Consider the following 13345-nt stretch of genomic DNA (forward strand, 5'->3'; position numbering starts at 1 on the left):
TTCAGTCCAGGCTCTTGCCGATGATGCGGATCAGGAAGGCCGCCACGATGTTGGCCAGGATCACCGCGAAGAGCGCACCGGCCGAAGCCACGCCCACGTCGAAGTTCATCAGCGACTGCTTGAAGATCATGTAGGTGAGGTTGGTGCTCTCGTTGCCCGGCCCGCCGTTGGTCGTGACCGCGATCTCGGCGAAGACCGAGAGCAGGAAGATCATCTCGATCATGATCACCACCGCCATCGGCCTGGCGAGGTGCGGGATGGTGAGGTAGCCGAAGCGCTGCACCGCGCTCGCGCCGTCCATGCGCGCGGCCTCCATCTGCTCGCGGTCCAGCGACTGCAGCGAGGTAATGAAAATCAGGCAGGCGAAGGGCAGCCACTGCCACGCCACCATGATGATCACGGAGAGCAGCGGCACGTCGGTCAGCCAGTCCACCGGCTCGGCGCCGAAGAAGCGCCAGAGGTCCGCGAGCACGCCGTAGATGGGGTTCATCATCATGTGCTTCCACAGCAGCGCGTTGACCGTGGGCATCACGAAGAAGGGCGAGATCAGCAGCACGCGCACGATGCCGCGGCCGGGGAAGGGCTCGTTGACCAGCAGCGCCAGCAGCACGCCCAGCACCACGGTCGACACGATCACGCTGCCGATCAGGAGCAGGGTGTTCCACACCGCGGGCCAGAAGTCCGGGTCGGTGATGAAGTACTCGAAGTTCTCGAAGCGGGCGAAGGGATGGTCGCCCGGCTGCATCAGGTTGTAGTTGACGAAGGAGAAATAGATCGTCATCGCCAACGGCACGATCATCCAGAGGAAGAGCGTGAGCACCGCCGGCGCCATCAGCAGCCGGGGCAGGAAGCGGTCGGTCGCGGTCTTCTTGTTCTTCTTCCCGCTCTGGGAGAAGCCGGGGAGCGGGGCGGAAGCGTCCGCGCCCGGGGCCCGGCCCTCCCCGGCGGGGGAGGGCGTGAGGGTGCTCACTTGTAGTACCCGGCTTTCTTCATCTCGCGCTCGGCCGCCGTCTGCGAGGTCTTGAGCGCCTGGTCGACCGTGGTCTTGCCCGAGAGGGCCGCGCTCATCTGCTGGCCCACCGCGACGCCGATGGCCTGGAACTCGGGGATGGCGGCGTACTGCACGCCGACGTAGGGCGACTTGGGCAACGTGCTGTCGTTCGGGTTGGCGGTATCGATCGCTTTCTTCTCGGCTTCCGCGAAGCGTGCCGCCTTCATGAACTCGGGCGTGGCATAGGTCGATTTGCGCGTGCCGGTCGGCACCGCGCCCCAGCCATGTTCCTTGGCGACCAGCTTGATGTAGTCCTTGGAGGTCGCCCACTTGATGAAGGTCTGCGCCGCGTCCACCTTCTGCGAGCCGGCGGGGACCGCCAGCGCCCAGGCCCACAGCCAGTTCGCGCCCTTGGGCGTGACGGCGGTGGGCGCCTGCGCGAAGGCCACCTTGTCGGCCACCTTCGACTGCTTGGGATCGCTCACGAAGGAGGCCGCGATGGTCGCGTCCACCCACATGGCGCACTTGCCTTCGTTGAAGAGGGCCAGGTTCTCGTTGAAGCTGTTGGCCGAGGCGCCGGGCGGGCCGTAGGCCTTCATCAGGTCGACGTAGAAGGTGATTGCGTCCTTCCAGGGCTTGGTGTCGATCTGCGGCTTCCAGCTCATGTCGAACCACTGGCCGCCGTTGGTGTTGACGAGCGTCGTGAGGAAGGCCATGTTGTCGCCCCAGCCCGGCTTGCCGCGCAGGCACATGCCGTAGACGCCGCCCTTCGGGTCGTGTACCTTGCCGGCGAGCTCCTTCACCTGGGCCCAGGTCGGCTGGTCGGGCATCTTGAAGCCCACCTTGTCGGCCAGGTCCTTGCGATACATCAGCATCGAGCTTTCGCCGTAGAAGGGCGCGGCGTAGAGCTTGCCGTCGGCCGACAGGCCGGTGCGCATCGCCGGCAGCAGGTCGTCGATGTCGTAGGCGGCGTCGGTGGCGATGGGGTTGAGCCAGCCCTTCTTGGCCCAGATCGGCGTTTCGTACATGCCGATGGTCATCACGTCGAACTGGCCGCCCTTGGTGGCGATGTCGGTGGTGACGCGCTGGCGCAGCGTGCCTTCCTCGAGCGTGACCCACTTGAGCTTGATGTCGGGGTACGCCTTCTCGAAGAATGGCGTGAGCTTCTGCATCTCGATCATGTGCCCGTTGTTCACGGTGGCAATGACCAGGTCGGTCGCGGCATGGGCGGCCAGGCCTGCGGCGGTGAGCGCGAGCACCAGTCCCGCCTTCAGAAAACGCTTCATCTCGATGTCTCCTTGTGGTTGGCGACGAGGCAGTCGCTTCAACCGATTCTGGAGACCTTGGCTTGCGAAATTGGTACGCGAAATGCCGGTTTCTATACTTGGATGCACTGATTGATCAGTGACTTCCCTAGTTTGAGCAAGCAGGGATGGGCGACCGGGCCGCGCTCAGGGGGCCGAGCGCGTCCTGCAACTGGCCTTCCAGGGCCTGTTGCCCCTTGGGGGTGATGGCCAGTACCTGGGCCGGCTTGTGGCTTTCGCAGCCGCTGGGGAGCAACTCGGCGGGCGGGATGAAGGCGCTCACCAGCTCCGCGGCACGCAGCACGCGCAGCTTGTCGATCTCCGCAGGCGCGTAGACGGTGAAGGGCAGCGGCTGCTGCGCGAGCTGACGAAGAAGTTCCATCGGCATGGGGAACCTCCTTTCATGAAGGGCGAGTCATCCTGCGCAAACGCCGGCGTGGGCAGCCGATGGCCGCACCGGCCTGCCCGCGTGCTGCGATGCAGCGAAAGCCTCGCTGCGGGGCGTTCAAACTTCGTGCAACTCGGTGCGGCTGTCGGCCCAGTGGATGGCCTGCTGCTCCGCATGCCGAACGGCTTCTGCCTCGGTCCGGCAGAGGTCGGCATCGTTCATGAGCGGCACTTGCTTCTCGCTGGGAAATCCGAGCTGCCGGATCACGACCGGCCGAAACTGGCCCGGGCGCTCCTTCTCGGCGCTGCAGAGGAAGTGATAGCCCCGGTACACGAACACGACGCTCCTGGACATGATCGGCTCCCATGCCGCCAATCCTTGCACGTTGCTACTTCCCGAGGTATTGGCGGACCGCCTCGACAGAAGTGCCTGCGGCGGCCACGGCCGCCCTCAATTGCGCCTCGCTGACGCCGAGCTCCTTCGTCCAGTAGCGAAGCTCGTGCGTCTCGCTGACGTTGATGCGCGACCGATCCTGCGGGCCGCGGTTGCTCAAGTCGTCCGGCATGCTGTGTCTCCTGTGCGTTTCTGTACTTGGAGTGTTGGCGCGGGGCAAAAGTGCGGGCGACGGACGCGGGCGCAAGGCATTGCGGGAAGGTGGCTGACACGGGGGACGGCCGGAAGATGCTCGCGACGTCGGCATTGCACGGGCCGTGCCGTGCGCGGGAGCGAATCCGTTGTGCGTGGTGCTGCGTATGGGAAGACAGTCGCGGCGCGGTCGCGGCCACTTTCAACCCCAGGAGCATCGTCATGCAAAGTCCTTCCCGTCGCTTTCTTTCCCTCGCCCTAGCGGGCTTCGCGAGCATGGCCGCCTTCGGTGCACAGGCCTTTCAGGGCGAGCAGAACCCGCTGCCGCCGCCGCCCTTCCAGTCGACCCAATCGCGTGCAGCCATTCAGGCGCAGGCGTTGCGGCCCATGCAGATCAGCAACGGCGGCACGGGGGTGGCCGCGCCCGCAGGCATGGCCGACCGCGCCATGGTGCGGTCGGGCGCGCAGGCGATCACGTCCAGCGGCGCAGCGGCGTACGGGGAGATCGGGGAGCGGCGCGTGCGCGCGCGGTAGCCGCTCGGCCTCAATAGAGCCCGTAGTACTTGTCGACGGTGCTCCGGTAGGTCTCGTCGTAGTCAGGCACGCGGTCCCCCGCGTAGCTCGGCGCGCCTTCCAGCTTCGCCTTGTCCAGCGGCACCACATAACCATCCTGCGAGGTGTCGTACTTCAGCATGTTCCAGGGGATGGGGTAGCGGTCGGTACCCATTCCCAGGAACCCGCCGAACTCCATGACGGCATAGCGGACTTGGCCCGAGATCTTGTCGATCATGAGGTCGTCGATGGAGCCGAGCTTTTCGCCTGCCGTGTTGTAGACCGTGGTCCCCTCGACGCGATCCGACGAGATGACGTCATGAGCGGAAGTTGTCGTGGTCATTCAATTTCTCCAATGCATCGACCGACACGGCTGGGGATGCCGGCCACATCTTCGAAAGCCCAGCACTCCAGGTATCTCGCGCGCGAGATCCTCGACTGATCGGGCGTGGAGCCGTCGTTCTGTAGGCACTCGCTCGCAGGCGCACGGCGCCGGTCGGCGACGCAAGAGGGGATCGTCACGCAGATTCTTCTGGCTTTCGGGTACAGGGCTCTGCGCCCCTGTCCGACGAAGCGACACGGGGCGCGGTGGGTATCGTTCATCGATTGGACGGAAAGGATCGACCGTGGCTACTCATCGACAAGAACAGGCCAGGAGCGACGACCGCGACGACAAGCGTGTCTTCCGGTGGGGGGCCATCGCGGTGGCCGTCCTGGTGGTTCTCGCAGTCCTGGCGTACTACCTCCTCTCGGAGTCCAGAGAGCGCTCCCCGGTCATGCAGGAGCCCACGACACAGCAGGCGCCGCAGAAGCCGGCCGCGCCGCCTCAGTAGGCGACAAGGAGTTCAGATGCCCGAGGATCCCAACATTCCGGTTCCGTCTTCCCTCGAATCCCCGCGGGCCGTCTTTCAGGCGCTGGCAGAGCGCACGGGCGTGCTGGCCCCCGGCGCGCCGCTGTCCGAGGAACTCCTGGCCTTCGCGTTGGCCGTTGCCGACTTGCAGGCCGAGGGCAAGCTGGGAGCCAGGGGCAAGGTCGGCAGCCGCTGAGCGATCGAGACGGTCGCTGTGTGCCCCATGGTTCGCCTCGAGGACTTCAAGCCCATGCTGCTGTCGGAGCGCGCATTGGGCCTTCATGAGCCCGGGTGGATCTACGAGCTGAAATACGACGGCTATCGCGTGACCGCCGCATTCGGCGGTGGCCGCGCCGTTCAACTGAGGACGCGCCACGGGGCCAACGCGACCCAATGGTTTCCCGAGATCAGGGACGCCCTGGCCAACGTGGCCGGCGCTACGTGCATCGCCGACGGCGAGGTATGCGTCCTGGACGATGAGGGTCGCAGCGATTTTCAGGCGCTTCAGGAGCGGGCTCGCCATCGCTGCTGGTACGTGGGCGCCAAGCCGGTCGACTATTGCGTGTTCGATCTTCTCGTCGACCACGGCGTGGACATCACGGCGGAGCCGCTGATGTTGCGCAAGGCCGCGCTGGGGCGGCTGTTCCGGGCGCCTCCCTGGGGCATCCTCGTGGTGGCTTGCTTCGAAAAAGGAGATGCGCCCTTGCTGAAGAAGGCGGCGGGCCGTCCGGGGCAGGAACTCATCGCGAAGCGTGGATCGAGCATTTACCTGCCCGATGTACGGACCAGCGATTGGGTCAGGATCAAGCGCAAGCCGCCCAAGGAAAAGTGCCCTGCTTCATCCGGCCGACGATGAGCGCGAGCTCGGGAGCGCCGAATTCTCCTTCAACAGCTCGGGGCAGTCCGCCGGCAGCCAGTGGAAGCTCTGGGCCCGCAGCGCGGTGTCGTAGATCACCTTGTATTGGCAAGTCTTCACGCCGCCCGGGACGCGGAAGTTGAAGACGTAGTCCCACTCGCGAACCCCGAACAGGCCTTCGCGGAAGTGCGGCCGGCCGACGAGGTCGTAGAGCTGGTCCTTGCTGACGCCGGGCGCGATGCGGCGCAGGTTGTCAGGGTTGGGGAAGGTGCCTTCCTTCAGCCAGGCATCGTTCCCGATGTCGGGGAAGACGACTTCGCCTGCGCGGCCATCATCCGAGATGTTCTTGCTGACCGTGGACGTCCCGCAGCCCGCCAGCGACAACAGTGCCGCCATGGCCAGCGCAATTCCGGCCCCTTTGATTTGCATGTTCATGTGTAGCCTTGAAAACCGGTTGCGATCAGCTGCTTACCAATGGAAGCCCACGCCGGCGGCGACGCCGACCTTGCCTCGGGAGTTGGCCGTGCCGCTGAACTTGACGACCCATCGGCCGTTGTCCGCGAGCTTCGACACGCCGAGCGCCAGCGCGGCCTGGCCATCGAAGCCCGCGACACCTGCGGCAACCATGCTCTTTCCGGGGATGGCAGCCTGTGGCAGATTGGCCATTGCCATCGCGCCAGCGGCTGCGGCGTTGGCTTCCTTGCTCACCTTGTCGACGTTGGCCTGAACCTGGCCGAGCTTGGTGTCCGTGTACTGATTGGCGGCGGCAAGGCCGGCGTTCAGCTGATTCACGTTGACGGCATCGTTGCCTGCTACGCCGTCGGCGACGTTGTGGAGGGTCACCGGGGCGTTGGTGTTCGTGCCGCCCAGCTTCACGCTGTTGTAGTTGGTCGTGCCGTCGGCGTTGGTTTCGTACTTCACTGCGGATTGGTCGATGCTGGCCACCGTCGTCTGCACCGCCTTCAATTGCGAGACGTTGACTGCGTCGCTGTCCAGCGAACCCGCGGCCACCCCGGTGATCTGGCGGAACTGGCCGTTGGCCGCATCGCCCACCGACAGCGCCGACAGCGTGCTGGTGGTGGCGTTGATGGCTGCGGCCTGCGAGGTGGACGCATTCGTGGGCACATAACCGGCGGCGCCTGCCGCCGTGGAGGCGACCGAGCCTGCGCCCAATGCCACGCCGCCGGCCTGGGTCACGCTGCTGCCTGCGCCGATCGCGACACCCTGTACCGCTGCCGCTGAAGACTGCGTGCCGATCGCGACGGAATCCGCCCGGTGCGAAGTCGCGCCCTGGCCGATGGCCACGCCGCCCGGCGCGCTCTGTTGCACCACCGCGCCGTTGCCGATGCCCACTCCGCTGTCGCCGTTGACCACCGTCCGAGGGCCGACTGCCACCGATTCGGCGCCGATGGCCAGCGAGTCCATCGCGGTCGAGTTGGCGTGGAAGTACTGGATCGGCGTGACGGCGAAGGATTGCAGCGCACCGCTGAGCTGGCGCACCGTCACGGCATCCTGCGCTTCGGTGCCGTCGGCCACGTTGGTGATCTGGCGGTAGGTGGTCGCACTGCCGACGGAAACGGCGCCCAGCAGCGTCCGGTCGGTGGTGTTGTACGGAATCAGCGAGCTGCCTGCGGGAATGTCGCCCGTGCTGCCTGCGACCGCGCGATCGGAGGTCGAGCCTGAACCGAGTGCCACCGAACCGTCGACGGTTGCGCTGGCGCCAAGGCCCTGCGCAATGCTGCTTGCTCCGTTGGCGACGGCGTTCGGGCCGATCGCGATCGAGTCCGTGCCCAGGGCCTGCGAGTCGGGCAGTGTCGAGTTGGCGTGGAAGTACTTGATGCCTCCGCCGCCGTTAATGGCACCGATCGTGTTGTTGAGATTGGCAATCCCGGTGGTGTTCGCCGTCACCTGCTGGTTCGTGGCGAACAGCTGAGAACCGTTGATTGCATCGGTCGAGCCGGCGTCGAGCCGGCCCGCCGCCACGTTCGTGATGGTGCGCTCCGCGCCCGGCGCCCCGACACTCACCGTGCTCGCCGGCGTGGTGCCGGCGAAGTTGTAGGTGGTGGTGCCGATCACGGTGCTGGCAGTGCCGACTGCCGCCGCCGTCGTCGAGCCGGAGCCCAACGCGATGTCGCCTGCATTGCTGGCGACGGCATTCGGCCCGACGGCGACCGAGTTCGCGCCCAAGGCCTGCGAGTCGGGCAGTGTGGAGTTGGCGTGGAAGTACTTGATGCCCGCGCCGGTGTTGATGTCACCGATCGTGTTGCCGAGATTGGTGATCGCCGTGGTGTTCGCCGTCACCTGCTGATTCGTGGCGAACAGCTGCGAGCCATTGACCGCATCGGTCGAAGCGCCATCGAGCCGGCCCGCGGCCACGTTCGTGATCGTGCGCTCCGCCCCCGGCGCCCCGACGCTGACCGTGCTCCCCGGCGTGGTGCCGGCGAAGTTGTAGGTGGTCGTGCCGATCACGGTGCTGGCCGTGCCGACCGCTGCGGCCGTCGTGGAGCCGGAGCCCAGCGCCACGGCGTTTGCGTTGTTCGCCACCGCGTTCGGACCGATAGCGACGGAATCCGTCCCGAGGGCCTGCGAGTCGGGCAGGGTGGAGTTGGCGTGGAAGTACTTGATGCCCGCACCGGTGGTGATGTCGTTGACGGTGTCACCGAGGGTGGTGATGTCGGTCGTGTTCTTCGTGACCTGCTGGTTCGTGGCGAACAGCTGCGAACCGTTGATCGCGTCGGTCGATGCGCCGGAAATCCTGCCGGCCGCCACGTTGGTGATGGTGCGCTCCGCACCCGATGCGCCGACGCTGACCGTGCTGGTCGGCGCGATGCCGGCGAAGCTGTAGGGGGTGCCACCGATCACGGTGCCTGGCGTGGGGACCGCCACCGCCGTCGTCGAGCCCGAACCCAGCGCAACGTCGCGGGCATTGTTCGCCACTGCCGTGTCGCCGAAGGCCACCGCGCCCGCAGCCAGCGCGCTGCTGGTGCTGCCGATGGCGACGCTGCCCTGGCCGACCACCGTGTTCTGGTAACCGATGCCGACCGCACCCTGTGCGGCCGTGCCGGCCACGCTCACCCCCTGGCCGCCACCGCCCACCATGTTGGTGTTGCCCATCGCCACGGAACCGTTGCCGGTGGCGGTGTTGTCCAGGCCGCTCGCGATCGCGCCGTTGCCCGTGGCGGTGTTGGGGTCGCCGATCGCCACCGCGCCGTTGCCGCTGGCGACGTTGCCGGAGCCGATCGAGACCGCCCGACCGCCGGTGGCGGTGGCGTTGGTGCCGATCGCGACCGCTTCGGCCGAATCGGCCCGCGCATTGCTGCCGACCGCGATGGTGTTCAGGGCCGAGGCGCTGGCCAGGCGGCCCATGGCGATGGCTTCGGTCTGGGTGGCGGACGACTCTCCGCCGATGGCAATCGCATTGGCTCCCGCCGCGTTGGCGCCCGCCGTCACGTTGCCACCCAGCGCAACGGAACCTGCGGCCGAGGCGCGCACGGCGGTCGCGGCGCTCGTCCCGCCCGAGCCGAGTGCGGTGGCATTGGCGGCAGTCGCGTTGGCCCGGGTACCGATCGCAAGCGCGTCGACACCGGCAGCGCGGGTTGCGACCCCCATTGCGGCAGCGCGCGCCTGAGACGCCTCCACGTCCGTGCCGACAGCGATGGCGCCCTCCGCGGTGGCGCCCGCGCCTGGAGCCGTGCGCGGACCAAGATTGATGGAATTTATCTGGGAGGCGATCGACTGGAAGCCGATGGCAATGGCGTTCCTGCCGGCTGCGTTGGCGCTGCTGCCTTGTGCGACGGCATCCAGCGCTGAGGCGTTTGCCTGGGAACCGATGGCGATCGCGTTGCCCACGCTGGCATTGGCATTCAGGCCGATCGACGTCGTTGCGTTGCTGGCGACGCCGATGCCGGCATTGGTGCCGATGGCAATGTTGTCGTTGCCGCTGACCAGGCTGCCTGCCGCAGCGTCGAGGGTGGCATCGTAGGCGACCGTGCCATCGCCTGTGCCGAAGGCGAGGTTGCGCGTTCCCGTAACGCCCGAGCCCGCGCCCCGCATCGCGCTTGCAATGCCTCCTCCCATGGCGGTGTTCTGCGCGCCGGTGACCAGTGCTCCGGAGGCAATACCCACTGCAACCGAACCCGTATTGGCCGCGGTCGAGCCCGCACCGGCACCCTGGCCGACCGCAACGGTGCTGGTACCCATAGCGAGCGCTTGCGCGCCGAGCGCAAGCGAACTATTCCCCAGCGCTCGAGCGGCGTTGCCGACTGCGGTGGCTGCGTCGCTGGTTGCCTCTGTCTCATTGCCTACCGCGACGGTGCGCACCGCGGTTGCCTGGGATAGAAAACCTCCGGCGAACGCGAAGTTTCCACCTGCCACAGAGTTGACACCGACGGCGGTGGAGTTCCCTCCCGTCGCCGTGGAGGCGGTGCCCAACGCGCTGGCGCCAGCGCCGGTGGCTTGGGCATTGATGCCGAGCGCGACCGTATTGATATTGCTTGCAACCGTATCGTTGCCGAGTGCCAGGGAGTTAATCGCGCTGGCCGCAGCTGAGCGACCGATTGCCGCGCTACCGTCGGCGCTCGCAGCGGCCGCAGTGCCGAACGCAACGCTGGAATTGGCGAGAGAACTCGAGTTGACGCCGATCGCGATGGCGTTGGGCACGGCCGTGTTGGCCTGGACACCCGCGTTCGCGCCCAGGCCGAATGCGATTGACTGGTTGCCCCAGGCCCTGGATGCGGTACCCATGGCCACGGCGCTCGTGCCTGTCGATCTGGCCTGGATGCCTATGGCAACAGTACCGTCAACGGTAGCGGCCACGTCGGTGCCGATGCCGATGGCGCCTTGGCCCAGAGCACCCGTTCCTGCGGCAGTACGCGCACCCAGGTAAATGGCATTGATCCCGGAGGCGATGGCTTGGTAGCCGACAGCCGTGGCATTCAGCGCTGAACTGATGGCGGTGAACCCTATGGCAGTGGACCCGCCAAACGTCGCTTGGGATTGAAAACCGGCGCACGTCGAACTGCCGCTGTAGAAGTTATAAGGCGCCGCAGTGCAATTCACCTGCGCCTGCGCCGAAGCGGCCCACATTGCGCCCATCGCCAGCAGCGCGCTTACGATCCCGAGGCGCAGGCGGCTCGTGTGGAGCGATGCAGCCCCGCCGCCTGCGGCGGCGATCGTTACGCGACTGCCACTGCGCTGGCCGCGTGCCCGGGTGCTCTCGGACGCAGCAATCCAAGCCCCTATGGATTCGTTCCAAACAGTCAAGTAGATTCGGTTCATGGCCTGAAGTGGTAAAACAATGTTATTAACTATTACTAATGAAACACTTGTATAGGCCGATGCTATGAGAATTTTTGTCGCGGTTGCGGCTCCGATTTGAGATTTAAGAATGTTTGACATTTGTCATGCCAAATTGGTGCGGAATGCGCGCCGCGCTGTGCGAACTTTGGTCGTTTCGATGGTAATAAACGCTTAATCCAATCTAGTTATTGATAGATGGAAAGCGTTATTGAGCCGCAGTCAGCCGCCCTCGTCGGATGTGTTTTATTTCCCACATCGAGAGAACGTGAGAAGCGTTGTCGCTGCGCGTTTACTCCTTGTACTGGAGGTATTAGTTGCGCCGGGCCCTCGCAACCGCCACCAGTCCCCGGGCAAAAGCTCCCGTTCAGCGCTCGATGGCGGCGGGCCGCGTGCCAGGACGGGTTCGTCCTTGCATGGACATGGATCAAATCAATAGGGGAGTAAGGCCGCGCTGATTGCGCTCACGGAGCGCCGCCAGTCCAGGCGCAGCGATCAAGTGGCGGGCGCCTGATGCGGCGTATCGGACACATTCAAAAACTGTCCAGATATCTGAGCCCAAAGAGGAAGGCCTCGCTATCTAGTAATAGCGAGGCCTTCATTGCCTTTGCGGCTTGTAGGTGGCTCCTCGACCTGGGCTCGAACCAGGGACCTACGGATTAACAGTCCGGCGCTCTACCGACTGAGCTATCGAGGAACAAGCCTCAGATTATAGCGTGGTTTTCGGGGCTTCTGGCCGGGCCGCATCGCCGCGCGTTGATGCGCGAAAAAATTCTCAAGGAGCCGCCATGGCCTTCATCAGGCGAGCCGCCGCAGCTTCGGGGTCGGCCTCGGCCACGAGCGCCCGCACCACCGCCACCGAGCCCACGCCGGTGGCCAGCACATCGGGCAGCCGTACTGCGTCGACACCGCCGATCCCTACTTGCGGATAGCCGCGCATCAGGCGCGCGTAAGCGGCCAGTCGTGCCACGCCCTGCGGCGCGGTAGCCATCTGCTTCAGCGTGGTCGGGTACACCGCGCCCATGGCGAGGTAGCTCGGGCTCACGGCGTCGGCGCGCACCATCTCGGCGTAACCATGGGTGCTGACGCCCAGGCGGATGCCGGAAGCGCGGATCGCCTGGAGCTCCTGCGGGTCGAGCGCGTCGAGGTCCTCCTGGCCCAGGTGCAGTCCGTAGGCCCGGGCCTCGATGGCAGCTTGCCAGTGGTCGTTGATGAAGAGCAGGGCGTTGGTGCCGCGCACGGCTTCCACGGCCGCATGCACTTCGCGCTTCACTGCCTCCGCATCGCCGGACTTGAAGCGCAGCTGCACCGTCGGCACACCGGCGCGCGCCATGCGGCCGACCCAGGCGGCATCGGGCAGCACGGCATAGAGGCCGAGCTTCTCGGGGGAGGGCGGGAAGGCATCGGGGCGCGCCGACGGCGGAAAGGAGCGCATGCCGAAATCCGCCGGATGCTCGGGCCAGGCCTGCGCATCGAAGGCGCCGGTGCGTTGCGTCTGCGCCTGCCAGGCGCGGGCCAGGCATTCGGCATCGACCTCGATGAAGCCCAGCGCCGCGCAGCCGGTCTTGGCGCCGCGGTACACCCTGTCGTCGGAAGCAAAGGAGGCCGGGCGGTCGCCCGTCTCGCCGAAGCGCCCCGCATGCGCCGCCACGATGGCGCGCGCGATGTCGTTCTGGTCGTTCATGGCCGTCATTGCGAATTCGCGTGATGCCAGAAGGGCGTGCCCAGCACCGGCGTGCTGGGCTGCGCGGAATCCTGCGCGGTCATCGCGCCCGCAAGCCGCGCGCTGCGGCCGGCCTGCACCGCGTCGGCAAAGGCGCCGGCCATCGCGACCGGGTCCTGCGCCAGCGCCACGGCGGTGTTGAGCAGCACCCCGTCGTAGCCCCATTCCATCACCTGGCAGGCATGCGAGGGCAGGCCCAGCCCGGCGTCGACCAGGAGCGGCACCGAGAGCCGCTCGCGCAGCACCTGCATCGCGTAGGGATTGACCGGCCCGCGCCCTGTGCCGATGGGCGCGGCCCAGGGCATCACGGCCTGGCAGCCCACGTCCACCAGGCGCTGGCAGACCACCAGGTCCTCCGTGCAGTAGGGCAGCACATGGAAGCCGTCGCGGATCAGCTGCGAGGCCGTTTCGACCAGGCTGAGGGTGTCGGGCTGCAGCGTGTAGTCGTCGCCGATCAGCTCGAGCTTGATCCAGGGCGTGTCGAACACTTCGCGCGCCATCTGCGCGGTGGCGATGGCCTCCTGCACGCTGTGGCAACCGGCGGTGTTGGGCAGCACCGGCACATCGAGGCGCCGCAGCAGCTCCCAGAAGCCGTTGCCATCGCTGCCGTTGCCGGGCGTTCCGGTCTGGCGGCGCAGCGATGCGGTCAGCATCGCGGGCCGGGCGCGCCGCACCGCGGCTTCGAGCACGTCGGGCGAGGGGTAGCGCGAGGTGCCGAGCAGCATGCGGCTCTGGAAGGTCTGGCCGTAGAGCACCAGGGGATCGTCGGCGTTCGTGTTCATCATGATGGGTGGGTCTCC

The 13345-nt window shown here is 66.5% G+C and carries 14 protein-coding genes and 1 tRNA gene; 4 read left to right on the plus strand and 11 right to left on the minus strand.

Annotation, left to right across the window (positions count from 1 at the left end):
• Window position 1 precedes the first annotated feature (1 nt).
• The 5 genes from AC3A6X_RS04500 to AC3A6X_RS04520 form a co-directional block, all read right to left on the minus strand.
• Window positions 2-832: a carbohydrate ABC transporter permease gene (locus tag AC3A6X_RS04500; protein ID WP_487841101.1), complete on the minus strand. Its 831-nt coding sequence runs from the start codon at window positions 830-832 to the stop codon at window positions 2-4.
• 134 nt (window positions 833-966) lie between these two features.
• A complete protein-coding gene (locus AC3A6X_RS04505; protein ID WP_487840991.1) occupies window positions 967-2277 on the minus strand; it encodes an ABC transporter substrate-binding protein in 1311 nt (436 codons plus the stop codon).
• A gap of 127 nt (window positions 2278-2404) precedes the next feature.
• Entirely contained in the window at window positions 2405-2683 is a 279-nt protein-coding gene (locus AC3A6X_RS04510; RefSeq protein WP_487840992.1) for a hypothetical protein, read from the minus strand.
• A 117-nt stretch (window positions 2684-2800) separates the two neighbouring features.
• Window positions 2801-3037 (minus strand): hypothetical protein, encoded by a 237-nt coding sequence (locus tag AC3A6X_RS04515; RefSeq protein WP_487840993.1) that lies wholly within the window; start codon window positions 3035-3037, stop codon window positions 2801-2803.
• Between the two features lie 34 nt (window positions 3038-3071).
• Window positions 3072-3248, minus strand: a complete 177-nt coding sequence (locus tag AC3A6X_RS04520; RefSeq protein WP_106554007.1) for a DUF3606 domain-containing protein — start codon at window positions 3246-3248, stop codon at window positions 3072-3074.
• Window positions 3249-3490: 242 nt separating this feature from the next.
• On the opposite strand from AC3A6X_RS04520, the gene AC3A6X_RS04525 reads away from it, so the two are divergent.
• Window positions 3491-3802 carry a DUF4148 domain-containing protein gene (locus AC3A6X_RS04525; protein WP_487840994.1) on the plus strand — a complete coding sequence of 104 codons (312 nt, stop codon included), beginning with the start codon at window positions 3491-3493 and terminating at the stop codon, window positions 3800-3802.
• Between the two features lie 10 nt (window positions 3803-3812).
• Here AC3A6X_RS04525 and AC3A6X_RS04530 read toward each other — a convergent pair whose 3' ends face one another.
• The gene (locus tag AC3A6X_RS04530; RefSeq protein ID WP_487840995.1) at window positions 3813-4163 is read right to left on the minus strand and encodes a PRC-barrel domain-containing protein; all 351 of its coding nucleotides are present in this window, start codon (window positions 4161-4163) and stop codon (window positions 3813-3815) included.
• Between the two features lie 283 nt (window positions 4164-4446).
• Between AC3A6X_RS04530 and AC3A6X_RS04535 the strand changes: the two genes are divergently transcribed.
• The 3 genes from AC3A6X_RS04535 to AC3A6X_RS04545 are packed head-to-tail and all read left to right on the plus strand — an operon-like array spanning window position 4447 to window position 5527.
• Window positions 4447-4653, plus strand: a complete 207-nt coding sequence (locus tag AC3A6X_RS04535) for a hypothetical protein (RefSeq protein ID WP_487840996.1) — start codon at window positions 4447-4449, stop codon at window positions 4651-4653.
• Window positions 4654-4669: 16 nt separating this feature from the next.
• Window positions 4670-4867: an aminoglycoside phosphotransferase gene (locus tag AC3A6X_RS04540; RefSeq protein ID WP_487840997.1), complete on the plus strand. Its 198-nt coding sequence runs from the start codon at window positions 4670-4672 to the stop codon at window positions 4865-4867.
• A gap of 27 nt (window positions 4868-4894) precedes the next feature.
• On the plus strand, window positions 4895-5527 hold the full coding sequence (locus AC3A6X_RS04545) for an ATP-dependent DNA ligase (protein WP_487840998.1): 633 nt from the start codon (window positions 4895-4897) through the stop codon (window positions 5525-5527).
• On the opposite strand, the gene AC3A6X_RS04550 is transcribed toward AC3A6X_RS04545, so the two are convergent.
• From AC3A6X_RS04550 to AC3A6X_RS04570, 5 genes are all read right to left on the minus strand, one after another.
• Entirely contained in the window at window positions 5510-5962 is a 453-nt protein-coding gene (locus AC3A6X_RS04550) for an outer membrane protein assembly factor BamE (RefSeq protein WP_487840999.1), read from the minus strand. The genes AC3A6X_RS04545 and AC3A6X_RS04550 overlap by 18 nt on opposite strands.
• A gap of 33 nt (window positions 5963-5995) precedes the next feature.
• Window positions 5996-10804: a YadA-like family protein gene (locus AC3A6X_RS04555; protein WP_487841000.1), complete on the minus strand. Its 4809-nt coding sequence runs from the start codon at window positions 10802-10804 to the stop codon at window positions 5996-5998.
• Between the two features lie 639 nt (window positions 10805-11443).
• Window positions 11444-11519: transfer RNA gene (locus AC3A6X_RS04560), tRNA-Asn, on the minus strand.
• 78 nt (window positions 11520-11597) lie between these two features.
• On the minus strand, window positions 11598-12515 hold the full coding sequence (locus AC3A6X_RS04565; protein ID WP_487841001.1) for a thiamine phosphate synthase: 918 nt from the start codon (window positions 12513-12515) through the stop codon (window positions 11598-11600).
• The gene (locus AC3A6X_RS04570; protein WP_309961549.1) at window positions 12512-13330 is read right to left on the minus strand and encodes a thiazole synthase; all 819 of its coding nucleotides are present in this window, start codon (window positions 13328-13330) and stop codon (window positions 12512-12514) included. The genes AC3A6X_RS04565 and AC3A6X_RS04570 overlap by 4 nt, the downstream gene beginning before the upstream one ends.
• Between the last annotated feature and the right edge of the window lie 15 nt (window positions 13331-13345).

The organism is Variovorax sp. Soil_C_12 (assembly GCF_057657375.1).